Source organism: Pseudomonas sp. Sample_14 (assembly GCF_004307515.1).
Taxonomy (GTDB): Bacteria; Pseudomonadota; Gammaproteobacteria; order Pseudomonadales; family Pseudomonadaceae; genus Aquipseudomonas; species Aquipseudomonas atacamensis.
Genome location: NZ_RCOC01000072.1, coordinates 38,814 through 63,574, shown reverse-complemented (window position 1 = coordinate 63,574; position 24,761 = coordinate 38,814). Strand labels below are relative to the sequence as shown.

Here is a 24,761-nt window from a genome sequence, read left to right as displayed (position 1 = left end):
CAAGCAGGAGTTAAACCCGTGGCAATTAATCTCGAAGACAAGAAGGCCATCGTCGCTGAAGTCAACGAGGCTGCCAAAGTCGCTCTGTCCGCTGTCGTGGTTGATGCACGTGGCGTAACAGTAGGCGCAATGACCGGACTCCGTAAAGAGGCTCGTGAAGCTGGCGTTTACGTACGTGTTGTACGTAACACCCTGCTCAAGCGCGCTGTTGCTGACACTCAATACAGTGTCCTCAACGACGTGTTCACCGGCCCGACCCTGATTGCATTCTCGAACGAACATCCGGGCGCTGCTGCCCGTATCTTCAAAGAGTTTGCCAAGGGTCAGGACAAGTTCGAGATCAAGGCAGCTGCGTTCGAGGGCAAGTTCCTCGCAGCTAATCAGATCGACGTACTGGCAACTCTGCCGACCCGTGACGAAGCAATTTCTCAGCTGATGAGCGTGATTCAAGGCGCAACCAGCAAATTGGCTCGTACTCTGGCGGCAATTCGCGACCAGAAAGAAGCTGCCGCAGCCTAAGGCTCGTCACTTCTCGCGTTTTTTGTTTATTTCGATGGTCGCGTAGGCCGTCCCCCAATTCAGGAATTGAGTCATGTCTCTGACTAACGAACAAATCATCGAAGCAATCGGCCAGAAATCCGTAGTGGAAATCGTTGAGCTGATCAAAGCGATGGAAGAAACCTTCGGTGTTACCGCTGCTGCCGCTTCGGCTGGCCCAGCTGTAGCTGCTGCTGCTGTTGAAGAGCAAACCGAGTTCAACGTTGTTCTGCTGGAAGCTGGCGAGAAGAAGGTTAACGTGATCAAGGCAGTTCGTGAACTGACCGGTCTGGGCCTGAAAGAAGCCAAAGAGAAAGTAGACGGCGCTCCTCAGGTTGTAGCTGAAGGCGTTTCGAAAGAAGCGGCTGAAGACGCCAAGAAGAAGCTGGAAGAAGCAGGCGCTAAAGTCGAGCTGAAGTAAGCATCGACTTTGCTCCTCCAGCCCGAGCGTCAAGCGACAGGCTGATGGCTGGTGGCTCTTGCCACCGGCCTTTTTCCGTTATTGGCAGCCGACTGGGTCGGTGCTGATAAAGGCGCTGTAACCACCCGATGCGGTGGCGCAAACCATGGGGTTTGCACGATTTTCTGGCTGCTCCCGTCGGGAGGGGCCAAACAAGCAGGTGACCAAGCTGGGGAACGCTGATGGCTTACTCATATACTGAGAAAAAACGTATCCGCAAGGACTTTAGCAAGTTGCCGGACGTCATGGATGTGCCTTACCTCCTGGCCATCCAGCTGGATTCGTATCGTGAATTCTTGCAAGCGGGAGCGACTAAAGATCAGTTCCGCGACGTGGGCCTGCATGCGGCCTTCAAATCCGTTTTCCCGATCATCAGCTACTCCGGCAATGCTGCGCTGGAGTACGTCGGTTATCGCCTGGGCGAACCGGCATTTGATGTCAAAGAATGCGTATTGCGCGGTGTAACTTTCGCCGTACCTTTGCGGGTAAAAGTGCGCCTGATCATTTTCGACAAAGAATCGTCGAACAAAGCGATCAAGGACATCAAAGAGCAAGAAGTCTACATGGGTGAAATCCCCCTGATGACTGAGAACGGTACCTTCGTAATCAACGGTACCGAGCGTGTTATCGTTTCCCAGCTGCACCGTTCCCCGGGCGTGTTCTTCGACCACGACCGCGGCAAGACGCACAGCTCCGGCAAACTGCTGTACTCGGCTCGCATCATTCCTTACCGCGGTTCGTGGCTGGACTTCGAATTCGACCCGAAAGACTGCGTCTTCGTGCGTATCGACCGTCGTCGCAAACTGCCGGCTTCGGTACTGCTGCGCGCACTCGGTTACACCACCGAAGAAGTGCTGGACGCGTTCTACACCACCAACGTATTCCACCTGAGCGGCGAAACCCTCAGCCTGGAACTGGTGCCGTCGCGCCTGCGTGGTGAAGTTGCGGTTCTGGACATCCAGGACGAGAAGGGCAAGGTCATCGTTGAGCAAGGCCGCCGTATTACCGCGCGCCACATCAACCAGATCGAAAAAGCCGGTATCAAGACGCTGGACGTGCCACTGGACTACGTCCTTGGTCGCACCACCGCCAAGGCTATCGTGCACCCGGCTACCGGAGAAATCCTGGCCGAATGCAACACCGAGCTGAACACTGAAGTCCTGGCAAAAATCGCCAAGGCTCAGGTCGTTCGCATCGAGACCCTGTACACCAACGACATCGACTGCGGTCCGTTCGTCTCCGACACGCTGAAGATCGACTCCACCAGCAACCAATTGGAAGCGCTGGTCGAGATCTATCGCATGATGCGTCCAGGCGAGCCGCCAACCAAAGACGCTGCCGAAACCCTGTTCAACAACCTGTTCTTCAGCCCTGAGCGCTATGACCTGTCTGCGGTCGGCCGGATGAAGTTCAACCGTCGTATCGGTCGTACCGAGATCGAAGGTTCGGGCGTGCTGTGCAAGGAAGACATCGTCGCGGTCCTGAAGACTCTGGTCGACATCCGCAACGGTAAAGGCATCGTCGATGACATCGACCACCTGGGTAACCGTCGTGTTCGCTGCGTAGGCGAAATGGCCGAGAACCAGTTCCGCGTTGGCCTGGTACGTGTTGAGCGTGCGGTCAAAGAGCGTCTGTCGATGGCAGAAAGCGAAGGCCTGATGCCGCAAGACCTGATCAACGCCAAGCCAGTGGCTGCGGCGGTGAAAGAGTTCTTCGGTTCCAGCCAGCTGTCGCAGTTCATGGACCAGAACAACCCGCTGTCCGAGATCACCCACAAGCGTCGTGTCTCTGCACTCGGCCCTGGCGGTCTGACTCGTGAGCGCGCAGGCTTCGAAGTCCGTGACGTACACCCGACTCACTACGGTCGTGTCTGCCCGATTGAAACGCCGGAAGGTCCGAACATCGGCCTGATCAACTCCCTGGCTGCGTACGCTCGCACCAACCAGTACGGCTTCCTGGAAAGCCCGTACCGCGTGGTGAAAGAGGGTGTGGTCACCGACGAGATCGTGTTCCTGTCCGCTATTGAAGAAGCCGATCACGTGATCGCGCAGGCTTCGGCGACCATGAACGAGCAGAAAGTCCTGATCGACGAACTGGTTGCCGTACGTCACCTGAACGAATTCACCGTCAAGGCGCCGGAAGACGTCACCCTGATGGACGTTTCGCCGAAGCAGGTTGTATCGGTTGCAGCGTCGCTGATTCCGTTCCTCGAGCACGACGACGCCAACCGTGCGTTGATGGGTTCGAACATGCAGCGTCAGGCTGTACCGACTCTGCGCGCTGACAAGCCGCTGGTAGGTACCGGCATGGAGCGTAACGTAGCCCGTGACTCCGGCGTTTGCGTCGTGGCTCGTCGTGGTGGCGTGATCGACTCCGTCGACGCCAGCCGTATCGTGGTTCGTGTTGCCGATGACGAAGTTGAAACCGGTGAAGCCGGTGTCGACATCTACAACCTGACCAAATACACCCGCTCGAACCAGAACACCTGCATCAACCAGCGTCCGCTGGTGCGTAAAGGTGATCGCGTTCAGCGTAGCGACATCATGGCCGACGGCCCGTCCACCGACATGGGTGAACTGGCGCTGGGTCAGAACATGCGCATCGCGTTCATGGCATGGAACGGCTTCAACTTCGAAGACTCCATCTGCCTGTCCGAGCGTGTGGTTCAGGAAGACCGTTTCACCACGATCCACATTCAGGAACTGACCTGTGTGGCCCGTGACACCAAGCTTGGCCCAGAGGAAATCACTGCGGACATCCCGAACGTGGGTGAAGCTGCACTGAACAAGCTGGACGAAGCCGGTATCGTTTACGTAGGTGCTGAAGTAGGCGCAGGCGACATCCTGGTGGGTAAGGTCACTCCGAAAGGCGAGACCCAACTGACTCCGGAAGAAAAACTGCTGCGTGCAATCTTCGGTGAAAAAGCCAGCGACGTTAAAGACACCTCCCTGCGCGTGCCGACCGGCACCAAAGGTACTGTCATCGACGTACAGGTCTTCACCCGCGACGGCGTTGAGCGTGATGCTCGTGCACTGTCGATCGAGAAGTCCCAGCTGGACGAGATTCGCAAGGATCTGAACGAAGAGTTCCGCATCGTTGAAGGCGCGACTTTCGAACGTCTGCGTTCCGCACTGGTAGGCCACAAGGCCGAAGGCGGCGCCGGCCTGAAGAAAGGTCAGGACATCACCGACGAAGTACTCGACGGTCTTGAGCACGGCCAGTGGTTCAAACTGCGCATGGCTGAAGATGCGCTGAACGAGCAGCTCGAGAAGGCTCAGGCTTACATCGTAGATCGTCGCCGTCTGCTGGACGACAAGTTCGAAGACAAGAAGCGCAAACTGCAGCAGGGCGATGACCTGGCTCCAGGCGTGCTGAAAATCGTCAAGGTTTACCTGGCAATCCGTCGCCGCATCCAGCCGGGCGACAAGATGGCCGGTCGTCACGGTAACAAGGGTGTGGTCTCCGTGATCATGCCGGTTGAAGACATGCCGCACGATGCCAATGGCACCCCGGTCGACGTGGTCCTCAACCCGCTGGGCGTACCTTCGCGTATGAACGTTGGTCAGATCCTCGAAACCCACCTGGGCCTCGCGGCCAAAGGTCTGGGCGAGAAGATCAACCGGATGGTCGAAGAGCAGCGTAAAGTCGCTGAACTGCGCACCTTCCTGGACGAGATCTACAACCAGATCGGCGGTCGTAACGAAGATCTGGACAGCTTCTCCGATCAGGAAATCCTCGATCTGGCGAACAACCTGCGTGGCGGCGTTCCAATGGCCACTCCAGTGTTCGACGGCGCCAAGGAAAGCGAAATCAAGGCCATGCTGAAACTGGCAGACCTGCCGGAAAGCGGCCAGATGCAACTGACCGACGGCCGCACCGGCAACAAGTTCGAGCGTCCAGTTACCGTTGGCTACATGTACATGCTGAAGCTGAACCACTTGGTAGACGACAAGATGCACGCGCGTTCTACCGGTTCTTACAGCCTGGTTACCCAGCAGCCGCTGGGTGGTAAGGCGCAGTTCGGTGGTCAGCGTTTCGGGGAGATGGAGGTCTGGGCACTGGAAGCATACGGTGCTGCTTACACTCTGCAGGAAATGCTCACAGTGAAGTCGGACGATGTGAACGGCCGTACCAAGATGTACAAGAACATCGTGGATGGCGATCACCGTATGGAGCCGGGCATGCCCGAGTCCTTCAACGTGTTGATCAAGGAAATTCGTTCCCTCGGCATCGATATCGATCTGGAAACCGAATAACACGTGACGCGAATCGAGAGCGGGGCAGGAATGCCCGCTCTCTGCTCCGCCAGGAGGAAAGGCCTTGAAAGACCTACTGAATTTGCTGAAAAACCAGGGTCAAGTCGAAGAGTTCGACGCCATCCGCATCGGATTGGCCTCGCCGGAGATGATCCGTTCGTGGTCGTTCGGTGAAGTTAAAAAGCCGGAAACCATCAACTACCGTACGTTCAAACCCGAGCGTGACGGCCTGTTCTGCGCCAAGATCTTTGGTCCGGTAAAGGATTACGAGTGCCTGTGCGGTAAGTACAAGCGCTTGAAGCACCGTGGTGTGATCTGCGAGAAGTGCGGCGTTGAAGTTGCACTGGCCAAGGTTCGTCGTGAGCGCATGGCGCACATCGAACTGGCTTCGCCGGTTGCCCACATCTGGTTCCTGAAATCGCTGCCGTCGCGTATCGGCCTGCTGATGGACATGACCCTGCGTGATATCGAACGCGTTCTCTACTTCGAGAGCTATGTCGTTATCGATCCAGGCATGACCACCCTTGAAAAAGGTCAGCTGCTGAACGACGAGCAGTATTTCGAAGCGCTGGAAGAGTTCGGTGACGATTTCGACGCCCGCATGGGTGCCGAAGCTGTCCGTGAACTGCTGCACGCTATCGACCTGGAGCACGAGATTGGCCGTCTGCGCGAAGAGATTCCGCAAACCAACTCGGAAACCAAGATCAAGAAGCTGTCCAAGCGTCTGAAGTTGATGGAAGCCTTCCAGGGTTCCGGCAACCTGCCAGAGTGGATGGTGCTGACCGTTTTGCCGGTTCTGCCGCCAGATCTGCGTCCACTGGTCCCGCTGGATGGCGGTCGTTTCGCGACCTCCGACCTCAACGATCTGTATCGTCGAGTGATCAACCGTAACAACCGTTTGAAGCGCCTGCTGGATCTGTCCGCGCCGGACATCATCGTGCGCAACGAAAAGCGTATGTTGCAGGAAGCGGTCGATGCACTGCTCGACAACGGTCGTCGTGGCCGCGCTATCACTGGTTCCAACAAGCGTCCTCTGAAATCCCTGGCTGACATGATCAAGGGTAAGCAAGGTCGTTTCCGTCAGAACTTGCTCGGTAAGCGTGTTGACTACTCCGGTCGTTCGGTAATTACCGTAGGCCCGACCCTGCGTCTGCACCAGTGCGGTCTGCCGAAGAAGATGGCTCTCGAGCTGTTCAAGCCGTTCATTTTCGGCAAGCTGGAAATGCGTGGTCTGGCGACCACCATCAAAGCGGCCAAGAAAATGGTCGAGCGCGAGTTGCCAGAGGTTTGGGACGTTCTCGCTGAAGTGATTCGCGAACACCCGGTTCTGCTCAACCGTGCGCCGACCCTTCACCGTCTGGGTATCCAGGCGTTTGAACCGGTACTGATCGAAGGTAAGGCTATCCAGCTGCACCCTCTGGTCTGCGCCGCGTACAACGCCGACTTCGACGGCGACCAGATGGCCGTGCACGTACCGCTGACGCTGGAAGCCCAGCTCGAAGCGCGTGCGTTGATGATGTCGACCAACAACATTCTGTCGCCAGCCAACGGTGAGCCAATCATCGTTCCGTCGCAGGACGTTGTATTGGGTCTGTACTACATGACTCGTGAAGCGATCAACGCCAAGGGCGAAGGTCGTGTGTTCGCGGATCTGCAGGAAGTCGACCGTGTGTTCCGTGCCGGCGAAGCCGCACTGCACGCCAAGGTCAAGGTTCGTATCAACGAAACCGTCAACGACCGTGACGGCAACAGCGTGAGCGGTACCCGTATCGTCGACACCACTGTCGGCCGTGCGCTGCTGTTCCAGGTTGTGCCAAAAGGTCTGTCGTTCGACGTCGTCAACCTGCCGATGAAGAAAAAGGCGATCTCCAAGCTGATCAACCAGTGCTACCGCGTGGTTGGTCTGAAAGAGACCGTGATCTTCGCTGACCAGTTGATGTACACCGGTTTCGCTTACTCGACCATCTCCGGCGTTTCCATCGGTGTTAACGACTTCGTTATCCCGGATGAAAAAGCCCGCATCATCGGTGCGGCCACCGACGAAGTGAAAGAGATCGAGAGCCAGTACGCCTCCGGCCTGGTAACCCAGGGCGAGAAGTACAACAAAGTGATCGACCTCTGGTCGAAAGCGAACGACGAAGTTTCCAAGGCGATGATGGCCAACCTCTCGAAAGAGAAAGTCATCGACCGTCACGGCGACGAAGTCGACCAAGAGTCTTTCAACTCGATGTACATGATGGCCGACTCGGGTGCGCGGGGTTCCGCAGCACAGATTCGTCAGCTGGCCGGTATGCGTGGTCTGATGGCCAAGCCGGACGGTTCCATCATTGAAACGCCGATTACTGCGAACTTCCGTGAAGGTCTGAGCGTACTTCAGTACTTCATCTCGACGCACGGTGCTCGTAAAGGTCTGGCGGATACCGCGTTGAAAACCGCTAACTCCGGTTACCTGACTCGTCGTCTGGTAGACGTGGCGCAGGATCTGGTAGTAACCGAGATCGATTGCGGCACCGAACACGGTCTGCTGATGACTCCGCACATTGAAGGCGGTGACGTTGTAGAACCGTTGGGTGAGCGCGTACTGGGTCGTGTCATTGCCCGTGACGTATTCAAGCCGGGTACCGAGGACGTTATCGTTCCTGCCGGCACTCTGGTTGACGAGAAGTGGGTCGAGTTCATCGAGCTGAACAGCATCGACGAAGTGATCGTGCGTTCGCCGATCAGCTGCGAAACCCGCTACGGCATCTGCGCCAAGTGCTACGGCCGTGATCTGGCTCGTGGTCACCAGGTGAACATCGGTGAAGCGGTCGGCGTTATCGCTGCCCAGTCTATCGGTGAGCCGGGTACCCAGCTGACCATGCGTACGTTCCACATCGGTGGTGCGGCAAGCCGTACTTCCGCAGCCGACAGCGTTCAGGTGAAGAATGGCGGTACCGTCCGTCTGCACAACCTGAAGCACGTTGAGCGAGTGGATGGCCATCTGGTTGCTGTGTCCCGTTCCGGTGAGCTGGCAATCGCGGATGACTTCGGTCGTGAGCGCGAGCGTTACAAGCTGCCGTACGGTGCTGTGATTTCGGTTAAAGAAGGTGACAAGGTTGACGCTGGCGCAATCGTGGCCAAGTGGGATCCGCACACTCACCCGATCGTTACCGAAATGAAAGGTACCGTGACCTACGTGGGCATGGAAGAAGGCATCACGATCAAGCGTCAGACTGACGAATTGACCGGTATGACCAACATTGAAGTACTTGACGCGAAAGATCGTCCAGCTGCCGGTAAGGAAATCCGTCCAGCAGTGAAGATGGTCGACGACAACGGCAAGGATCTGTTGCTGCCAGGCACTGACGTTATCGCTCAGTACTTCCTGCCAGCCAACGCCCTGGTCGGTGTGGCTGACGGTGCGAAGATTGCGATCGGTGACGTTATCGCTCGTATCCCGCAGGAAACTTCGAAGACCCGTGACATCACCGGTGGTCTGCCGCGTGTTGCCGACCTGTTCGAAGCCCGTCGTCCGAAAGAAGCGTCGATTCTGGCTGAAGTCAGCGGCACCATCGCGTTCGGTAAAGAGACCAAAGGCAAGCGCCGTCTGGTCATTACCCCGAACGACGGTAGCGATCCGTACGAAGAGCTGATTCCGAAGTGGCGTCACCTGAACGTCTTCGAAGGCGAACAGGTAAACCGCGGCGAAGTTATCTCCGACGGTCCAAGCGATCCGCACGACATCCTGCGTCTGCTGGGTGTAAGCGCGCTGGCCAAGTACATCGTCAACGAGATCCAGGACGTTTATCGTCTGCAAGGCGTGAAGATCAACGACAAGCACATCGAGACCATCCTGCGTCAGATGCTGCGTAAAGTTGAGATCTCCGAGTCCGGCGATTCCAGCTTCATCAAGGGCGACCAGATGGAACTGACTCACGTTCTGGTAGAGAACGAGCGTCTGAGCGCGGAAGACAAGTTTGTCTCCAAGTTCACTCGCGTTCTGCTGGGTATCACCAAGGCGTCGTTGTCCACCGAATCGTTCATCTCGGCGGCTTCCTTCCAGGAAACCACCCGCGTACTGACCGAAGCGGCAGTCACCGGCAAGCGCGATTACCTGCGCGGCCTGAAAGAAAACGTAGTCGTGGGTCGTCTGATCCCGGCCGGTACCGGTCTTGCCTATCACAGCGAGCGCAAGCGTCGCCGTGATGCCGACAAGCCGTTGCGCGTAAGCGCCAGTGAAGTGGAAGCTGCACTGACCGAAGCGCTGAACTCGAGCGGTAACTGAGTTCTGCGATAAACGAGCGTGAGGCCCTGATCGCTCCGTTCGTCGAATCGAGACATCAAGTCAAGGTTCGATGGGCGGGGAGGTCGGGGCCTTGCCTTGACTGGAATCAAGATCCTCTTTAGACTCTTGATCCCCTAAATTTGGCGGGAATTCGTTCCTGCCATTTTGCTTTTCTTGCAAGACAATAGCGTCGCAAGACAACAGTGGAGCTAGTAGATGGCAACTATCAACCAGCTGGTACGTCAGCCGCGTAAGCGTATCGTCGAGAAATCCGACGTACCTGCGCTGCAGAACTGCCCGCAACGTCGTGGCGTGTGCACCCGTGTGTACACCACCACGCCGAAAAAACCTAACTCGGCACTGCGTAAAGTATGCCGTGTGCGTCTGACCAACGGTTTCGAGGTTTCCTCGTACATCGGTGGTGAAGGCCACAACCTGCAAGAGCACAGCGTGGTACTGATCCGCGGCGGTCGTGTAAAAGACTTGCCAGGTGTTCGTTACCACACCGTTCGCGGCTCCTTGGATACTTCCGGCGTTAAAGGCCGTAACCAGGGTCGTTCGAAGTACGGTACCAAGCGTCCGAAGTAATCGGCCGTTTTGCAGATTTTTATTTTATTGAGTCGATAAGAGTAAGGTCGGGCACGCATCCTCTGGATCTGTCCCGAGCTAACCTGAAGACCGCTTGAGGGCTTATCATGCCAAGACGTCGCGTAGCAGCAAAGCGTGAGATTCTGGACGATCCGAAATACGGAAGCCAGATCCTCGCCAAATTCATGAACCACGTTATGGAAAGCGGCAAGAAAGCCGTTGCCGAGCGTATCGTTTATGGTGCCCTGGAAACCGTTGCGGCCCGTAAGGCTGGCACCGATCCCCTGGAACTCTTCGAAAAAGCACTCGACGCCATCGCTCCGCTGGTCGAAGTGAAGTCGCGCCGCGTTGGTGGTGCTACTTACCAGGTTCCGGTCGAGGTTCGTCCTTCCCGTCGTAACGCTCTGGCAATGCGCTGGTTGGTAGACTTCGCCCGTAAGCGCGGCGAGAAGTCTATGGCTCTGCGTTTGGCTGGCGAACTGCTGGATGCTGCTGAAGGTAAAGGTGCTGCTGTTAAGAAGCGTGAAGACGTGCACCGTATGGCCGAAGCTAACAAAGCTTTCTCGCACTACCGCTTCTAATTTTAGCTTCACTAATTTTGCGAGGGCTTTATGGCTCGTACTACTCCGATTAGCCGCTACCGTAACATCGGTATCGTCGCTCACGTGGATGCTGGTAAAACCACAACCACCGAGCGCGTACTGTTTTACACCGGCAAAAGTCACAAAATGGGCGAGGTGCATGATGGCGCCGCGACCACAGACTGGATGGTTCAGGAGCAGGAGCGTGGTATTACCATTACTTCTGCTGCCATTACCGCCTTCTGGAAAGGTTCCGAGAAGCAGTACTCTCACGAGCACCGTTTCAACGTAATCGATACCCCGGGCCACGTTGACTTCACCATTGAAGTTGAGCGTTCCCTGCGCGTACTCGACGGCGCTGTCGTTGTGTTCTGCGGTACTTCGGGTGTTGAGCCGCAGTCGGAAACCGTATGGCGTCAAGCCAACAAATACGGCGTTCCACGTCTTGTTTACGTAAACAAGATGGACCGTGCCGGCGCCAACTTCCTGCGCGTGATCGGTCAGATCAAGCAGCGTCTGGGTCACACTCCGGTGCCGATCCAGTTGGCCATCGGCTCCGAAGACAACTTCCAGGGTCAGATCGATCTGATCAACATGCAAGCTGTCTACTGGAACGACTCCGATAAAGGTATGGTCCCTGTTCGCAAGGACATTCCTGCCGAGCTCCAAGAGCTGGCTGAAGAGTGGCGCAACAACATGGTTGAAGCTGCTGCCGAAGCCAACGAAGAGCTGATGAACAAGTACCTGGAAGGCGAAGAGCTGTCGATCGAAGAGATCAAGGCTGCTTTGCGTCAGCGTACTATCGCCGGCGAAATCGTTCTGGCCGTTTGCGGTTCTTCGTTCAAGAACAAGGGCGTTCCCCTGGTTCTCGACGCCGTTATCGACTACCTGCCTGCTCCGACCGACATTCCTGCTATCAAGGGTTCCAACCCTGATAACGAGGAAGAAGAGATGGAGCGTCATGCAGACGACAACGAGCCTTTCGCGGCTCTGGCGTTCAAGATCGCTACCGACCCATTCGTGGGTACCCTGACCTTCGTCCGCGTTTACTCGGGCGTGTTGAACTCCGGCGACGGCGTGATCAACTCGGTCAAAGGCAAGAAAGAGCGCGTGGGTCGTATGGTGCAAATGCACGCAAACGCCCGTGAAGAGATCAAGGAAGTACGCGCTGGTGACATCGCGGCCCTGATCGGCATGAAGGACGTCACCACTGGTGAAACCCTCTGCAACGCTGACAAGCCAATCATCCTGGTTCGCATGGACTTCCCGGAGCCGGTTATTTCGGTTGCCGTAGAGCCTAAGACCAAGGATGACCAGGAAAAAATGGGTATCGCTCTGGGCAAGCTTGCTCAGGAAGACCCGTCTTTCCGCGTTAAAACTGATGAAGAGACTGGTCAGACGATCATCTCCGGCATGGGCGAGCTGCACCTGGACATCCTGGTTGACCGGATGCGCCGTGAGTTCAACGTCGAAGCCAACATCGGCAAGCCTCAGGTTTCGTATCGTGAGCGCATCACGAAGAACTGTGAAATCGAAGGCAAGTTCGTTCGTCAGTCCGGTGGTCGCGGCCAGTTCGGTCACTGCTGGATCCGTTTTGCTCCTGCTGACGAAGGTCAGGAAGGTCTGCAATTCGTGAACGAAGTTGTAGGTGGTGTGGTTCCTAAGGAATACATCCCGGCTATCCAGAAGGGTATCGAAGAGCAGATGAAGAACGGCGTTGTTGCCGGCTATCCGCTGATCGGCCTGAAGGCTACCGTGTTCGATGGTTCTTACCACGACGTCGACTCCAACGAGATGGCGTTCAAGGTGGCTGCTTCCATGGCGACCAAGCAACTGGCCCAGAAGGGTGGTGGTGAGTTGCTCGAGCCGATCATGGCGGTAGAGGTTGTTACGCCTGAAGACTATATGGGTGATGTGATGGGCGACCTTAACCGTCGTCGCGGCATGATCCAGGGTATGGAAGACACAGTGTCCGGCAAGGTTATCCGTGCCGAGGTTCCACTGGGTGAGATGTTCGGTTATGCGACCGACGTTCGTTCCATGTCCCAGGGTCGCGCAAGCTACTCTATGGAATTCAAAAAATACGATACGGCTCCGTCGCACATCGTCGAATCCGTAACCAAAAAACAAGGCTGATTCAGCCCCTTTAGGCTAGGAGTTAATTGTCGTGGCTAAAGAAAAATTTGATCGTTCCCTACCGCACGTCAACGTTGGCACCATTGGTCACGTTGACCACGGTAAAACCACTCTGACTGCTGCTCTGACTCGCGTTTGCTCCGAAGTTTTCGGTTCTGCAATCGTTGACTTCGACAAGATCGACAGCGCACCAGAAGAAAAAGCTCGCGGTATCACCATCAACACCGCGCACGTTGAGTACAACTCGAAGATCCGTCACTACGCTCACGTTGACTGCCCGGGTCACGCTGACTACGTGAAGAACATGATCACCGGTGCTGCTCAGATGGACGGCGCTATCCTGGTTTGCTCGGCCGCTGATGGTCCGATGCCGCAAACCCGTGAGCACATCCTGCTGTCCCGTCAGGTTGGCGTTCCGTACATCGTGGTCTTCCTGAACAAGGCTGACCTGGTAGACGACGCTGAGCTGCTGGAACTGGTTGAGATGGAAGTTCGTGACCTGCTGTCGACTTACGACTTCCCGGGCGACGACACTCCGATCATCATCGGTTCGGCTCGTATGGCGCTGGAAGGCAAAGACGACAACGAGATGGGCACCACTGCCGTCAAGAAACTGGTTGAAACTCTGGATGCCTACATCCCAGAACCAGTTCGTATGATCGACAAGCCATTCCTGATGCCAATCGAAGACGTATTCTCGATCTCGGGTCGCGGTACTGTTGTGACTGGTCGTATCGAGCGCGGTATCGTTCGCGTTCAGGATCCGCTGGAAATCGTTGGTCTGCGTGACACCACCGTTACTACTTGCACTGGTGTTGAAATGTTCCGCAAGCTGCTCGACGAAGGTCGTGCTGGCGAGAACTGCGGCGTTCTGCTGCGTGGTACCAAGCGTGACGACGTTGAGCGTGGCCAGGTTCTGGTCAAGCCAGGTTCGGTCAAGCCGCACACCAAGTTCACCGCAGAAGTTTACGTTCTGAGCAAGGAAGAAGGCGGTCGTCACACTCCGTTCTTCAAAGGCTACCGTCCACAGTTCTACTTCCGTACTACTGACGTGACTGGTAACTGCGAGCTGCCAGAAGGCGTTGAAATGGTAATGCCAGGTGACAACATTCAGATGACTGTTACCCTGATCAAAACCATCGCGATGGAAGACGGTCTGCGTTTCGCTATCCGTGAAGGCGGTCGTACCGTCGGCGCTGGCGTCGTAGCCAAAATCATCGAGTAAGACTTTTAAAGTCAGCTTGATGGATTGAAAAAGCCCCCGCTCAGCGGGGGCTTTTTTATTGGGTTGACACCTATCAGGGGCGTCTATAGAATTGCGCCTCCTTTTAACGGGCGTATTGCGCCCGGTGGGAATAGCAGCCGGAGTCTGAAATCCAATGCAAAATCAGCAAATCCGTATCAGGTTGAAGGCTTTTGACCATCGCCTGATCGACCAATCAACCCAGGAAATCGTGGAAACCGCGAAACGTACTGGTGCTCAAGTGCGTGGTCCAATTCCACTGCCTACCCGTAAAGAGCGGTTCACCGTTCTGGTTTCCCCGCACGTCAACAAAGACGCGCGTGACCAGTACGAGATCCGCACTCATAAGCGTGTTCTGGACATCGTCCAGCCAACGGATAAAACCGTTGATGCGCTGATGAAGCTTGATCTTGCGGCCGGTGTGGAAGTGCAGATCAGCCTCGGCTAAGACTCGGTCTTGGTCGTGTAACGCTCTGAAATGGGCGGCCATAGCGGGTGAAAGCCCCGTACACTCATGAGGTTTACAACATGACTATTGGTGTAGTCGGTCGTAAATGCGGTATGACCCGTATTTTCACCGAAGAAGGTGTCTCCATTCCGGTCACGGTCATTGAGATCGAGCCGAATCGCGTCACCCAGTTCAAAACTGAAGAGACCGATGGCTATCGTGCAGTGCAAGTCACTGTCGGCGAGCGTCGCGCTTCGCGTGTAACAGCAGCTCAGGCTGGCCACTTCGCTAAAGCGAACGTTGCCGCTGGTCGCACCACCATGGAATTCCGCCTTGAAGAAGGCGAGTACCAGGCTGGCGATCTGATCAACGCTGAAATCTTCGCCGCTGGTCAACTGGTTGATGTAACCGGTCAGTCCAAGGGTAAAGGCTTCCAGGGTACGATCAAGCGTTGGAATTTCCGCGGGCAAGATAACACCCACGGTAACTCCGTATCCCACCGCGTCCCAGGCTCTATCGGCCAGTGCCAGACTCCTGGTCGTGTATTCAAGGGCAAAAAAATGTCCGGTCATATGGGCGCTGAGCGCGTGACCGTGCAGTCCCTGGAAGTAGTGCGCGTGGACGCTGAACGCAATCTGTTGTTGGTCAAGGGTGCTGTTCCTGGCGCTACTGGCGGCAACCTGGTTGTACGTCCAGCAGCCAAGGCTCGCGGTTAAGGGGAAGCTGACATGCAATTAAATGTAAATGACGCTCAAGCGATCGAAGTTTCCGAACTGACATTTGGCGGCGAATTCAACGAGACGCTGGTTCACCAAGCAGTCGTGGCCTACATGGCCGGCGGCCGTCAAGGTAGCAAGCAGCAGAAGACCCGTTCCGACGTTCGTGGTGGCGGCAAGCGCCCATGGCGTCAGAAAGGTACTGGCCGTGCTCGTGCTGGTACTATCCGTAGCCCAATCTGGCGTGGCGGCGGTACCACTTTCGCAGCTCGTCCACAGGATCACTCCCAGAAGCTGAACAAGAAGATGTATCGCGCAGCAATGCGTTCCATCCTTGCTGAGCTGGTGCGTACTGATCGTCTGGTCGTGGTTCAGGATTTCGCTGTTGAAACTCCGAAAACCAAAGATCTGCTGGGCAAACTGAACAACATGAGCCTGACCGACGTTCTGATCGTGTCGGACGCTGTTGATCAGAACCTGTACCTGGCTGCTCGCAACCTGCCGCACGTAGATGTACGTGATGTGCAAGGTTCCGATCCAGTTAGTCTGATCGCATACGACAAGGTGTTGATCACCGTGTCGGCCGTGAAGAAATTCGAGGAGCTGCTGGGATGAACCAGGAACGCGTATTTAAAGTTCTGCTTGGCCCGCACGTTTCCGAGAAGGCTACGGTTCTGGCAGACAAGAAAGGCCAGTTCGTTTTCAAGGTTGCTACTGATGCAACCAAGCTGGAAATCAAGAAGGCCGTCGAAAGCCTGTTCAGCGTGAAAGTAGAGCGCGTCACTACCCTGAACGTTCTGGGTAAGAGCAAGCGCACTGCTCGCGGTCTGGGCAAGCGTAATGACTGGAAGAAGGCAGTTATCTCCCTTCAGCCAGGCCAAGATCTCGATTTCAGCAGCAGTGCTGAGTAAGGAAGGGGTGCATCATGGCAATCGTTAAATGCAAACCGACTTCCCCTGGCCGCCGTTTTGTGGTCAAGGTGGTCAACCAGGAGCTGCATAAAGGCGCTCCTCACGCACCGCTGCTCGAGAAAAAATCGAAGTCTGGTGGTCGTAACAACAATGGCCGTATTACCACTCGTCACATCGGTGGTGGTCATAAGCAGCATTACCGTATGGTCGATTTCCGTCGCAACGACAAAGATGGCATCGTCGCCACTGTCGAGCGTATCGAATACGATCCAAACCGTACTGCTCACATCGCACTGCTCTGCTACGCAGACGGCGAGCGCCGCTACATCATCGCCCCTAAAGGCGTGAGTGCTGGCGACCAGCTGATCGCAGGCGCTCTGGCTCCAATCAAGCCAGGCAACGCTCTGCAACTGCGCAACATTCCAGTCGGTTCTACCGTACACGGCATCGAATTGAAGCCAGGTAAAGGTGCACAGATCGCTCGTTCCGCTGGTGCTTCGGCTCAGCTGATCGCTCGTGAAGGTGTCTACGTGACCCTGCGTCTGCGTTCCGGTGAAATGCGTAAAGTCCTGGCTGAATGCCGTGCGACCCTGGGTGAAGTCTCGAACTCCGAGCACAGCCTGCGTTCGCTGGGTAAAGCTGGTGCCAAACGCTGGCGTGGCGTTCGCCCAACCGTTCGTGGTGTTGCCATGAACCCGGTTGACCACCCACATGGTGGTGGTGAAGGTCGTACCTCTGGTGGTCGTCATCCGGTATCGCCATGGGGCTTCCCGACTAAGGGCGCGAAGACTCGTGGTAATAAGCGTACCGACAAAATGATCGTCCGTCGTCGCAAGTAAATAGAGGGATACGACAGTGCCACGTTCTCTGAAAAAAGGTCCTTTTATTGATCTTCACCTACTGAAGAAGATCGAAGTGGCGGCGGAAAAGAACGATCGCAAACCAATTAAAACCTGGTCGCGTCGTTCGATGATCCTGCCACAAATGGTCGGTCTGACCATCGCAGTACACAACGGTCGTCAGCACGTCCCAGTTCTCGTTAACGAAGACATGGTCGGCCACAAACTGGGCGAGTTCGCCGGTACCCGCAACTATCGCGGGCACGTGGCTGACAAGAAAGCCAAGCGTTAAGGGGTAAGGAAATGGAAGTAGCCGCTAAGTTGTCGGGCGCTCGAATCTCCGCCCAGAAAGCCCGCTTGGTCGCCGACCAGATCCGCGGGAAGAAGGTGGGCGAAGCGCTCAACCTGTTGGCTTTCAGCAGTAAGAAAGCCGCCGAGATCATGAAGAAAGTGCTGGAGTCGGCCGTAGCCAACGCCGAGCATAACGAAGGCGCAGACGTTGATGACCTGAAGGTCAGCACCGTTTTCGTCAACGAAGGGCGTTCGCTGAAGCGCATCATGCCACGTGCCAAAGGCCGTGCTGATCGCATCGTCAAGCGGTCTTGCCATATCACTGTCAAGGTTGCTGACAAGTAACGGAGTCGAAGAGATGGGTCAGAAAGTACATCCCATTGGCATTCGCCTGGGAATCGTCAAGGAGCACACCTCCGTCTGGTACGCAGACGGTCGGACTTATGCGGACTACTTGTTCGCAGATCTGAAAGTGCGTGAGTATCTCCAAGACAAACTAAAAAGCGCGTCCGTAAGCCGTATCGATATCCATCGTCCGGCCCAAACTGCACGCATCACCATCCACACCGCTCGTCCAGGTATCGTTATCGGGAAGAAAGGTGAAGATGTTGAGAAACTGCGTCAGGACCTGACCAAGCAAATGGGTGTGCCTGTGCACATCAATATCGAAGAGATCCGCAAGCCGGAGCTCGACGGTATGCTGGTTGCGCAGAGCGTAGCTCAGCAGCTGGAGCGTCGTGTAATGTTCCGTCGCGCTATGAAGCGCGCTGTACAGAACGCCATGCGCATTGGTGCCAAAGGCATCAAAATCCAAGTGAGCGGTCGTCTCGGCGGTGCTGAAATCGCACGTACTGAATGGTATCGCGAAGGTCGTGTGCCACTGCACACCCTGCGTGCCGACATCGACTATGCCAACTACGAAGCTCACACCACTTACGGTGTGATCGGTGTAAAGGTTTGGATCTTCAAAGGCGAAGTTATTGGTGGTCGCCAAGAAGAACTGAAACCACAAGCACCAGCGCCTCGTAAAAAAGCTGCTAAGTAAGGGGTACGCCAAATGTTGCAACCAAAGCGTACGAAGTTCCGCAAGCAGATGACCGGCCACAACCGTGGTCTGGCACTGCGCGGTAGCAAAGTCAGCTTCGGCGAGTTCGCGCTGAAGTCTGTTGCTCGTGGTCGTCTCACCGCTCGTCAGATCGAGTCAGCGCGTCGTGCTCTGACCCGTCACGTAAAACGTGGCGGCAAGATCTGGATCCGTGTATTCCCGGACAAGCCGATCTCCAAGAAACCTCTCGAGGTTCGTATGGGTAAAGGTAAGGGTAACGTGGAGTACTGGGTTGCCCAGATTCAGCCAGGCAAAGTCCTGTATGAAATCGAGGGTGTTTCTGAAGAGCTGGCGCGTGAGGCTTTCGCCCTGGCTGCTGCAAAGCTGCCGCTCGCCACCTCCTTTGTTAAACGGACGGTGATGTGATGAAAGCGAATGAACTTCGTGAAAAATCCGCACAGCAGCTGAACGAGCAACTGCTCGGCTTGCTGCGCGACCAGTTCAATCTGCGCATGCAGAAAGCAACTGGCCAGTTGGGGCAGTCTCATCTGCTCTCGCAAGTTAAGCGTGACATCGCTCGCGTGAAGACTGTGCTCAACCAGCAGGCAGGTAAGTGATCATGGCTGAAGCCGAAAAAACTGTCCGTACGCTGACTGGCCGTGTTGTCAGCGACAAGATGGACAAAACCATCACCGTTCTGATCGAGCGTCGCGTAAAGCACCCGATCTACGGTAAATACGTTAAGCGTTCGACTAAGCTGCACGCGCACGACGAAACCAATCAGTGCCACATCGGCGACAAAGTCACTATTCGTGAAACTCGTCCGATGGCCAAGACCAAGTCTTGGGCGCTGGTTGATGTTCTCGAACGCGCTGTGGAAGTCTAAGGGCTAGGGGTCGGAGAAATTATATGATTCAGACTCAATCCATGCTCGATGTGGCCGATAACAGCGGCGCTCGCCGTGTTATGTGCATCAAGGTGCTGGGTGGCTCCCATCGTCGTTACGCTGGTATCGGTGACATCATCAAAGTTACCGTGAAGGAAGCAATTCCTCGCGGTAAGGTGAAAAAAGGCCAAGTGATGACTGCTGTTGTAGTCCGCACTCGTCACGGCGTACGTCGTGCTGATGGCTCCATTATCCGCTTTGATGGCAACGCTGCTGTTCTTCTGAACAACAAGCAAGAGCCGATCGGCACCCGTATCTTTGGGCCAGTGACCCGTGAACTTCGTACTGAGAAGTTCATGAAGATCGTCTCGCTCGCCCCAGAAGTGCTGTAAGGAGATCCGACATGCAAAAGATTCGTCGTGACGACGAGATCATCGTGATCGCCGGCAAAGACAAAGGTAAGCGCGGTAAGGTGCTGAAGGTTCTTGCTGACAACCGTCTGGTTGTTGGTGGTCTGAACCTGGTCAAGCGTCATACCAAGCCTAACCCGATGTCGGGCGTACAGGGCGGTATCGTCGAGAAAGAAGCGCCACTGCACGCTTCCAACGTCGCCATCTTCAACGGCGAAACCAACAAGGCTGACCGCGTTGGTTTCAAAGTAGAAGACGGTAAGAAAATTCGTGTCTTCAAGTCGACCCAAAAAGCGGTTGATGCTTGAACACTGCTAGGTAGAAGACCATGGCACGACTAAAAGAGATTTACCGGAAGGAAATCGCTCCGAAACTTAAGGAAGAACTTAAGCTTTCGAACGTGATGGAAGTTCCGCGCGTTACCAAAATCACCCTGAACATGGGTCTGGGCGAAGCGATCGGCGACAAAAAAGTCATCGAGCACGCTGTTGCTGACCTGGAAAAGATCACCGGCCAGAAAGTCGTTGTGACCTACGCTCGTAAATCCATCGCTGGCTTCAAAGTCCGCGAAGGATGGCCGATCGGCGTCAAAGTGACCCTGCGCCGTGAGCGTATGTACGAGTTCCTGGATCGTCTGCTGTCGATCTCCCTGCCTCGGGTTCGCGACTTCCGCGGCCTGAATGCCAAGTCCTTCGATGGTCGTGGCAACTACAGCATGGGCGTGAAAGAGCAGATCATCTTCCCGGAAATCGACTACGACAAGATCGATGCTCTCCGCGGTCTGGACATTACCCTGACCACCACTGCCAAGAACGATGATGAAGGCCGCGCTCTGCTGCGTGCTTTCAAATTCCCGTTCCGCAACTGATTGGAGTAGGAAAATGGCCAAGAAGAGCATGAAGAACCGTGAGCTGAAGCGTCAGCTCACCGTTGCCAAGTACGCCACCAAGCGTGCAGCGCTGAAAGCTATCATCGTTGATCTGAACGCAAGTCCAGAAGCGCGTTGGGAAGCTACCGTAGCTCTGCAGAAGCAACCACGTGACGCAAGCGCTTCGCGCATGCGTAACCGTTGCCGCCTGACTGGTCGTCCGCACGGCGTGTACCGCAAGTTCGGCCTCGGCCGTAACATGCTGCGTCAAGCTGCAATGCGTGGTGACGTGCCAGGTCTGGTTAAAGCCAGCTGGTAATAGTTGTCAAAGTCTCGGTGTTCGGGTTCGCAAGAACCTGACCATCGGTGGCCTTGAATCTGAATCAAGCCCCTTTTGGGGCTTGATTCATTTCTGGGGTGTGTCTAGAATGACCGGCTCGCCTGAGCCCGTGTTTTTCTGCCCGGAAGTTCCCGGCGACAAGTAGTAGCCGCAAGGCTAATTTTTTTGTATTAGGAGCGTCTAGCCCATGAGTATGCAGGACCCGTTAGCGGACATGCTAACTCGAATCCGTAATGCCCAGATGGCTGAAAAGTCTGTCGTAAGCATGCCGTCTTCCACGTTGAAGGCAGCTGTAGCAAAAGTCCTGAAGGACGAAGGTTACATCGCGGATTTTCAGATCACCACCGACGCCAAGCCGTCGCTGTCCATCTCGCTGAAGTACTTCGAAGGCCGTCCGGTTATCGAAGAAGTGAAGCGCGTTAGTCGTCCAGGCCTGCGTCAGTACAAGTCCGTTGAAGATCTGCCGAAAGTTCGTGGCGGTCTTGGCGTGTCTATCGTCTCCACCAACAAAGGTGTGATGACGGATCGTGCTGCGCGCGCTGCCGGTGTCGGCGGCGAAGTTCTTTGCACTGTGTTCTAAGGGGGGATAAGCATGTCTCGCGTCGCTAAGAACCCCGTTAAGCTGCCAGCCGGTGTCGAAGTCAAATTCGCAGGCCAACAGCTTTCGGTGAAGGGTGCCAAGGGTACTCTTGAACTGAACATCCATTCGTCCGTTGAGATCGTTGAAGAAGCTGGTGAGCTGCGTTTCGCTGCTCGCAATGGCGATCAACAAACTCGCGCAATGGCCGGTACCACGCGTGCGTTGGTAAACAACATGGTCCAGGGCGTAAGCCAAGGCTTCGAGCGCAAGCTCCAGCTGGTCGGTGTTGGTTACAAAGCGCAAGCAAAAGGTCAGGTTCTGAACCTGGCTCTTGGCTTCTCGCACCCAGTGGATTACGAACTGCCGGAAGGCATCACCGCTGAGACTCCTAGCCAGACCGATATCCTGATCAAGGGCATCGACAAGCAGCTGGTAGGTCAAGTGGCCGCCGAGATCCGCGACTTCCGTCCACCAGAGCCATACAAAGGCAAAGGTGTGCGCTACGCGGACGAAGTCGTCCGTCGTAAAGAAGCCAAGAAGAAGTAGGGCATAGCAAATGACCGACAAAAAAGTTACTCGACTGCGTCGCGCTCGCAAAGCACGCCTGAAAATGCACGAACTCGAAGTCGTGCGTCTCTGCGTGTTCCGCTCGTCGCAGCACATCTACGCCCAGGTCATCTCGGCCGACGGCAACAAAGTCCTGGCAAGTGCCTCGACTTTGGATAAAGAACTGCGTGATGGTGCCACTGGCAACATCGACGCGGCCACAAAGGTTGGCCAGCTGGTCGCTACGCGTGCTAAGGCCGCTGGCGTATCGCAAGTGGCTTTCGACCGCTCTGGCTTCAAGTACCACGGCCGCGTTAAAGCGCTGGCTGATGCTGCTCGTGAAGCTGGGCTGGAGTTCTAAGTTATGTCAAATAACGACCAAAAGCGCGACGAAGGCTACATCGAGAAGCTGGTTCAAGTTAACCGCGTAGCCAAAACCGTTAAAGGCGGCCGTATCTTCACTTTCACCGCGTTGACCGTGGTTGGTGATGGTAAAGGGCGTGTTGGCTTCGGCCGTGGCAAGTCGCGTGAAGTGCCTGCTGCGATCCAGAAGGCAATGGAAGCTGCTCGCCGCAACATGATTCAAGTTGACCTGAACGGCACCACTCTGCAGTACGCAATGAAGTCCGCTCACGGCGCTTCGAAGGTGTACATGCAGCCTGCTTCTGAAGGTACCGGTATCATCGCTGGCGGCGCTATGCGTGCTGTCCTCGAAGTTGCTGGCGTTCAGAACGTTCTGGCCAAGTGCTACGGCTCGACTAACCCGGTAAACGTGGTTCACGCCACTTTCAAGGGTCTGAAGGCTATGCAGTCTCCTGAGTCCATCGCTGCCAAGCGTGGCCTGCGTGTTGAGGAGATCAAGTAATCATGGCTACCGTTAAAGTTACGCTGATCAAAAGCATGACCGGCCGCATCCCTAACCACAAACTGTGCGTTAAGGGTCTGGGTCTGCGTCGCATCGGTCACACTGTAGAAGTCCAGGATACTCCCGAGAATCGCGGGATGATCAACAAGGCTTACTACATGCTGCGTGTCGAGGGTTAATCGATGAAACTCAATGATCTGAGTCCAGCGCCGGGTTCCCGTCGCGAAAAGCATCGTCCGGGCCGTGGTATCGGTAGTGGTTTGGGCAAGACTGGTGGCCGTGGTCACAAAGGTCAGACCTCCCGCTCCGGTGGCACCATCGCTCCAGGCTTTGAAGGCGGTCAACAGCCGCTGCATCGTCGCCTGCCTAAGTTCGGTTTCGTTTCCCTGAAAGCCATGGATCGCGCAGAAGTGCGTTTGTCCGAGCTGGCCAAAGTGGAAGGCGACATCGTTACTGTGCAGTCCCTGAAAGATGCCAACGTGATCAACGTCAACGTACAGCGTGTGAAAATCATGCTGTCCGGTGAAGTGGCTCGCGCTGTCACTATCGGCAAGGGAATCGGCGCCACCAAAGGTGCGCGTGCGGCTATCGAAGCAGCTGGCGGCAAGTTCGAGGAATAAATGGCTAAGCAAGGTGCTCTCTCTGCGCTCGGCAAAGGCGGTATGTCTGAACTCTGGGCTCGTCTGCGTTTTCTGTTCCTGGCGATTATCGTCTACCGAATAGGCGCACACATCCCGGTTCCAGGTATCAACCCGGACCGACTCGCAGACCTGTTTCGACAGAATGAGGGGACCATTCTTAGCTTGTTCAACATGTTCTCCGGCGGCGCGCTGGAACGGATGAGCATCTTTGCACTGGGGATCATGCCGTACATTTCGGCATCGATCATCATGCAACTGATGACCGCCGTCAGCCCGCAGCTGGAGCAGTTGAAGAAGGAAGGTGAAGCTGGCCGTCGCAAGATTAGCCAGTACACCCGCTACCTCACCGTCGCTCTCGCTCTGGTCCAGGCTATTGGCATGTCCATTGGTCTGGCGGGGCAGGGCGTCGCGTTCACTGGTGACTTTGGCTTCCATTTCGTCGCGGTAACCACATTTGTGGCTGGTGCGATGTTCATGATGTGGCTGGGTGAGCAGATTACTGAGCGTGGTGTTGGCAACGGTATCTCGATGTTGATTTTTTCGGGTATCGTCGCCGGTCTTCCGAGAGCAATCGGGCAGTCTTTCGAGTCTGCGCGTCAGGGTGATATCAACATCTTCGCCCTGGTTGCCATCGGTTTGCTGGCAGTAGCGATTATCGGTTTCGTGGTTTTCATTGAGCGTGGCCAGCGTCGTATCGCTGTTCACTACGCCAAGCGTCAGCAGGGCCGCAAGGTTTTTGCTGCGCAGACAAGCCACTTGCCGCTGAAGGTGAACATGGCCGGTGTTATTCCGGCTATTTTCGCGAGCAGCATCTTGCTGTTTCCGGCTTCGTTGGGTGCCTGGTTCGGTCAGTCTGAAGGTATGGGCTGGTTGCAGGACATCTCGCAGTCGATCGCTCCTGGTCAGCCGTTGAATATTCTGCTGTTTAGTGCAGGGATTATTTTCTTCTGCTTCTTCTATACGGCGTTGATGTTCAATCCGAAAGACGTAGCGGAAAACCTGAAGAAGTCCGGTGCCTTTATTCCGGGCATCCGTCCAGGTGAGCAGTCTGCGCGCTATATTGATGGCGTTCTGACCCGCTTGACCCTGTTCGGTGCTCTTTACATGACGGCCGTGTGCCTGTTGCCCCAATTCCTGGTGGTTGCAGCAAACGTTCCGTTCTACCTTGGCGGGACCTCGTTGCTGATCGTGGTCGTGGTTGTGATGGACTTCATGTCCCAAGTACAATCGCACCTCGTTTCGCACCAGTACGAATCCCTGATGAAGAAAGCCAACCTGAAGGGTTACGGCAGCGGCATGTTGCGCTGAGT

The 24,761-nt window shown here is 55.7% G+C and carries 30 protein-coding genes; all 30 read left to right on the top strand.

Annotated features, from left to right (window positions below):
* Positions 1-18 precede the first annotated feature (18 nt).
* The 30 genes from rplJ (at position 19) to secY (ending at position 24,759) form a co-directional block, all read left to right on the top strand.
* Complete coding sequence (gene rplJ / locus D8U61_RS17735; protein WP_008081912.1) at positions 19-519, top strand: 50S ribosomal protein L10; 501 nt, start codon at positions 19-21, stop codon at positions 517-519.
* Between the two features lie 73 nt (positions 520-592).
* A complete protein-coding gene (gene rplL / locus D8U61_RS17730) occupies positions 593-958 on the top strand; it encodes a 50S ribosomal protein L7/L12 (protein ID WP_007962228.1) in 366 nt (121 codons plus the stop codon).
* A 221-nt stretch (positions 959-1,179) separates the two neighbouring features.
* Positions 1,180-5,253, top strand: a complete 4,074-nt coding sequence (gene rpoB / locus D8U61_RS17725; protein ID WP_016772939.1) for a DNA-directed RNA polymerase subunit beta — start codon at positions 1,180-1,182, stop codon at positions 5,251-5,253.
* A 64-nt stretch (positions 5,254-5,317) separates the two neighbouring features.
* Positions 5,318-9,517, top strand: coding sequence for a DNA-directed RNA polymerase subunit beta' (gene rpoC / locus D8U61_RS17720; RefSeq protein ID WP_016772940.1), 4,200 nt, complete (start codon positions 5,318-5,320; stop codon positions 9,515-9,517).
* Positions 9,518-9,733: 216 nt separating this feature from the next.
* Entirely contained in the window at positions 9,734-10,105 is a 372-nt protein-coding gene (gene rpsL, locus D8U61_RS17715) for a 30S ribosomal protein S12 (RefSeq protein WP_003186084.1), read from the top strand.
* 107 nt (positions 10,106-10,212) lie between these two features.
* Entirely contained in the window at positions 10,213-10,686 is a 474-nt protein-coding gene (gene rpsG / locus D8U61_RS17710) for a 30S ribosomal protein S7 (RefSeq protein WP_016772941.1), read from the top strand.
* A 30-nt stretch (positions 10,687-10,716) separates the two neighbouring features.
* A complete protein-coding gene (fusA, locus tag D8U61_RS17705; RefSeq protein ID WP_016772942.1) occupies positions 10,717-12,822 on the top strand; it encodes an elongation factor G in 2,106 nt (701 codons plus the stop codon).
* A gap of 31 nt (positions 12,823-12,853) precedes the next feature.
* The gene (tuf, locus tag D8U61_RS17700) at positions 12,854-14,047 is read left to right on the top strand and encodes an elongation factor Tu (protein WP_064361246.1); all 1,194 of its coding nucleotides are present in this window, start codon (positions 12,854-12,856) and stop codon (positions 14,045-14,047) included.
* 154 nt (positions 14,048-14,201) lie between these two features.
* Positions 14,202-14,513 carry a 30S ribosomal protein S10 gene (gene rpsJ / locus D8U61_RS17695; RefSeq protein ID WP_003186070.1) on the top strand — a complete coding sequence of 104 codons (312 nt, stop codon included), beginning with the start codon at positions 14,202-14,204 and terminating at the stop codon, positions 14,511-14,513.
* Positions 14,514-14,593: 80 nt separating this feature from the next.
* Positions 14,594-15,229 (top strand): 50S ribosomal protein L3, encoded by a 636-nt coding sequence (rplC, locus tag D8U61_RS17690; RefSeq protein ID WP_003228738.1) that lies wholly within the window; start codon positions 14,594-14,596, stop codon positions 15,227-15,229.
* 12 nt (positions 15,230-15,241) lie between these two features.
* Positions 15,242-15,844 carry a 50S ribosomal protein L4 gene (gene rplD, locus D8U61_RS17685; protein WP_003228735.1) on the top strand — a complete coding sequence of 201 codons (603 nt, stop codon included), beginning with the start codon at positions 15,242-15,244 and terminating at the stop codon, positions 15,842-15,844.
* Positions 15,841-16,140 carry a 50S ribosomal protein L23 gene (gene rplW, locus D8U61_RS17680; protein ID WP_002555488.1) on the top strand — a complete coding sequence of 100 codons (300 nt, stop codon included), beginning with the start codon at positions 15,841-15,843 and terminating at the stop codon, positions 16,138-16,140. The genes rplD and rplW overlap by 4 nt, the downstream gene beginning before the upstream one ends.
* Before the next feature lie 14 nt (positions 16,141-16,154).
* Positions 16,155-16,979, top strand: coding sequence for a 50S ribosomal protein L2 (gene rplB / locus D8U61_RS17675; RefSeq protein ID WP_016772943.1), 825 nt, complete (start codon positions 16,155-16,157; stop codon positions 16,977-16,979).
* Between the two features lie 16 nt (positions 16,980-16,995).
* Positions 16,996-17,271 carry a 30S ribosomal protein S19 gene (gene rpsS / locus D8U61_RS17670; RefSeq protein WP_011336172.1) on the top strand — a complete coding sequence of 92 codons (276 nt, stop codon included), beginning with the start codon at positions 16,996-16,998 and terminating at the stop codon, positions 17,269-17,271.
* Positions 17,272-17,282: 11 nt separating this feature from the next.
* Positions 17,283-17,615 (top strand): 50S ribosomal protein L22, encoded by a 333-nt coding sequence (gene rplV, locus D8U61_RS17665; protein ID WP_003103908.1) that lies wholly within the window; start codon positions 17,283-17,285, stop codon positions 17,613-17,615.
* Positions 17,616-17,628: 13 nt separating this feature from the next.
* On the top strand, positions 17,629-18,315 hold the full coding sequence (gene rpsC / locus D8U61_RS17660; RefSeq protein WP_003176422.1) for a 30S ribosomal protein S3: 687 nt from the start codon (positions 17,629-17,631) through the stop codon (positions 18,313-18,315).
* Between the two features lie 12 nt (positions 18,316-18,327).
* Complete coding sequence (gene rplP, locus D8U61_RS17655) at positions 18,328-18,741, top strand: 50S ribosomal protein L16 (RefSeq protein WP_003228729.1); 414 nt, start codon at positions 18,328-18,330, stop codon at positions 18,739-18,741.
* Positions 18,741-18,932 carry a 50S ribosomal protein L29 gene (rpmC, locus tag D8U61_RS17650; protein ID WP_002555481.1) on the top strand — a complete coding sequence of 64 codons (192 nt, stop codon included), beginning with the start codon at positions 18,741-18,743 and terminating at the stop codon, positions 18,930-18,932. Before rplP ends, rpmC begins: the two co-directional genes overlap by 1 nt.
* 2 nt (positions 18,933-18,934) lie before the next feature.
* Positions 18,935-19,201 (top strand): 30S ribosomal protein S17, encoded by a 267-nt coding sequence (gene rpsQ, locus D8U61_RS17645; protein WP_003194644.1) that lies wholly within the window; start codon positions 18,935-18,937, stop codon positions 19,199-19,201.
* 23 nt (positions 19,202-19,224) lie between these two features.
* The gene (gene rplN / locus D8U61_RS17640) at positions 19,225-19,593 is read left to right on the top strand and encodes a 50S ribosomal protein L14 (RefSeq protein ID WP_002555479.1); all 369 of its coding nucleotides are present in this window, start codon (positions 19,225-19,227) and stop codon (positions 19,591-19,593) included.
* Positions 19,594-19,604: 11 nt separating this feature from the next.
* Complete coding sequence (gene rplX / locus D8U61_RS17635) at positions 19,605-19,919, top strand: 50S ribosomal protein L24 (RefSeq protein WP_003186046.1); 315 nt, start codon at positions 19,605-19,607, stop codon at positions 19,917-19,919.
* A gap of 20 nt (positions 19,920-19,939) precedes the next feature.
* Positions 19,940-20,479: a 50S ribosomal protein L5 gene (rplE, locus tag D8U61_RS17630; protein WP_003210069.1), complete on the top strand. Its 540-nt coding sequence runs from the start codon at positions 19,940-19,942 to the stop codon at positions 20,477-20,479.
* A gap of 13 nt (positions 20,480-20,492) precedes the next feature.
* Complete coding sequence (gene rpsN / locus D8U61_RS17625) at positions 20,493-20,798, top strand: 30S ribosomal protein S14 (protein WP_003186042.1); 306 nt, start codon at positions 20,493-20,495, stop codon at positions 20,796-20,798.
* Between the two features lie 208 nt (positions 20,799-21,006).
* Positions 21,007-21,399 (top strand): 30S ribosomal protein S8, encoded by a 393-nt coding sequence (gene rpsH / locus D8U61_RS17620; RefSeq protein WP_016772944.1) that lies wholly within the window; start codon positions 21,007-21,009, stop codon positions 21,397-21,399.
* A gap of 12 nt (positions 21,400-21,411) precedes the next feature.
* The gene (gene rplF / locus D8U61_RS17615; RefSeq protein ID WP_003228722.1) at positions 21,412-21,945 is read left to right on the top strand and encodes a 50S ribosomal protein L6; all 534 of its coding nucleotides are present in this window, start codon (positions 21,412-21,414) and stop codon (positions 21,943-21,945) included.
* A 10-nt stretch (positions 21,946-21,955) separates the two neighbouring features.
* Positions 21,956-22,306: a 50S ribosomal protein L18 gene (gene rplR / locus D8U61_RS17610; RefSeq protein WP_003186037.1), complete on the top strand. Its 351-nt coding sequence runs from the start codon at positions 21,956-21,958 to the stop codon at positions 22,304-22,306.
* A 3-nt stretch (positions 22,307-22,309) separates the two neighbouring features.
* A complete protein-coding gene (gene rpsE, locus D8U61_RS17605) occupies positions 22,310-22,810 on the top strand; it encodes a 30S ribosomal protein S5 (protein WP_007955637.1) in 501 nt (166 codons plus the stop codon).
* 2 nt (positions 22,811-22,812) lie between these two features.
* On the top strand, positions 22,813-22,989 hold the full coding sequence (gene rpmD / locus D8U61_RS17600; protein WP_003176408.1) for a 50S ribosomal protein L30: 177 nt from the start codon (positions 22,813-22,815) through the stop codon (positions 22,987-22,989).
* A 3-nt stretch (positions 22,990-22,992) separates the two neighbouring features.
* Positions 22,993-23,430 (top strand): 50S ribosomal protein L15, encoded by a 438-nt coding sequence (gene rplO, locus D8U61_RS17595; protein WP_011336169.1) that lies wholly within the window; start codon positions 22,993-22,995, stop codon positions 23,428-23,430.
* On the top strand, positions 23,431-24,759 hold the full coding sequence (gene secY, locus D8U61_RS17590) for a preprotein translocase subunit SecY (protein WP_016772945.1): 1,329 nt from the start codon (positions 23,431-23,433) through the stop codon (positions 24,757-24,759).
* Positions 24,760-24,761: the final 2 nt, after the last annotated feature.

Bases quoted from the DNA above. Each gene is read 5' to 3' on its own strand.
- rplL (WP_007962228.1), top strand. From the start codon at position 593: ATGTCTCTGACTAACGAACAAATCATCGAAGCAATCGGCCAGAAATCC.
- rpoB (WP_016772939.1), top strand. From the start codon at position 1,180: ATGGCTTACTCATATACTGAGAAAAAACGTATCCGCAAGGACTTTAGC.
- rpsL (WP_003186084.1), top strand. From the start codon at position 9,734: ATGGCAACTATCAACCAGCTGGTACGTCAGCCGCGTAAGCGTATCGTC.
- rpsG (WP_016772941.1), top strand. From the start codon at position 10,213: ATGCCAAGACGTCGCGTAGCAGCAAAGCGTGAGATTCTGGACGATCCG.
- fusA (WP_016772942.1), top strand. From the start codon at position 10,717: ATGGCTCGTACTACTCCGATTAGCCGCTACCGTAACATCGGTATCGTC.
- rpsJ (WP_003186070.1), top strand. From the start codon at position 14,202: ATGCAAAATCAGCAAATCCGTATCAGGTTGAAGGCTTTTGACCATCGC.
- rplC (WP_003228738.1), top strand. From the start codon at position 14,594: ATGACTATTGGTGTAGTCGGTCGTAAATGCGGTATGACCCGTATTTTC.
- rplD (WP_003228735.1), top strand. From the start codon at position 15,242: ATGCAATTAAATGTAAATGACGCTCAAGCGATCGAAGTTTCCGAACTG.
- rplW (WP_002555488.1), top strand. From the start codon at position 15,841: ATGAACCAGGAACGCGTATTTAAAGTTCTGCTTGGCCCGCACGTTTCC.
- rplB (WP_016772943.1), top strand. From the start codon at position 16,155: ATGGCAATCGTTAAATGCAAACCGACTTCCCCTGGCCGCCGTTTTGTG.
- rplV (WP_003103908.1), top strand. From the start codon at position 17,283: ATGGAAGTAGCCGCTAAGTTGTCGGGCGCTCGAATCTCCGCCCAGAAA.
- rpsC (WP_003176422.1), top strand. From the start codon at position 17,629: ATGGGTCAGAAAGTACATCCCATTGGCATTCGCCTGGGAATCGTCAAG.
- rplP (WP_003228729.1), top strand. From the start codon at position 18,328: ATGTTGCAACCAAAGCGTACGAAGTTCCGCAAGCAGATGACCGGCCAC.
- rpmC (WP_002555481.1), top strand. From the start codon at position 18,741: ATGAAAGCGAATGAACTTCGTGAAAAATCCGCACAGCAGCTGAACGAG.
- rpsQ (WP_003194644.1), top strand. From the start codon at position 18,935: ATGGCTGAAGCCGAAAAAACTGTCCGTACGCTGACTGGCCGTGTTGTC.
- rplN (WP_002555479.1), top strand. From the start codon at position 19,225: ATGATTCAGACTCAATCCATGCTCGATGTGGCCGATAACAGCGGCGCT.
- rplX (WP_003186046.1), top strand. From the start codon at position 19,605: ATGCAAAAGATTCGTCGTGACGACGAGATCATCGTGATCGCCGGCAAA.
- rplE (WP_003210069.1), top strand. From the start codon at position 19,940: ATGGCACGACTAAAAGAGATTTACCGGAAGGAAATCGCTCCGAAACTT.
- rpsN (WP_003186042.1), top strand. From the start codon at position 20,493: ATGGCCAAGAAGAGCATGAAGAACCGTGAGCTGAAGCGTCAGCTCACC.
- rpsH (WP_016772944.1), top strand. From the start codon at position 21,007: ATGAGTATGCAGGACCCGTTAGCGGACATGCTAACTCGAATCCGTAAT.
- rplF (WP_003228722.1), top strand. From the start codon at position 21,412: ATGTCTCGCGTCGCTAAGAACCCCGTTAAGCTGCCAGCCGGTGTCGAA.
- rplR (WP_003186037.1), top strand. From the start codon at position 21,956: ATGACCGACAAAAAAGTTACTCGACTGCGTCGCGCTCGCAAAGCACGC.
- rpsE (WP_007955637.1), top strand. From the start codon at position 22,310: ATGTCAAATAACGACCAAAAGCGCGACGAAGGCTACATCGAGAAGCTG.
- rpmD (WP_003176408.1), top strand. From the start codon at position 22,813: ATGGCTACCGTTAAAGTTACGCTGATCAAAAGCATGACCGGCCGCATC.
- rplO (WP_011336169.1), top strand. From the start codon at position 22,993: ATGAAACTCAATGATCTGAGTCCAGCGCCGGGTTCCCGTCGCGAAAAG.
- secY (WP_016772945.1), top strand. From the start codon at position 23,431: ATGGCTAAGCAAGGTGCTCTCTCTGCGCTCGGCAAAGGCGGTATGTCT.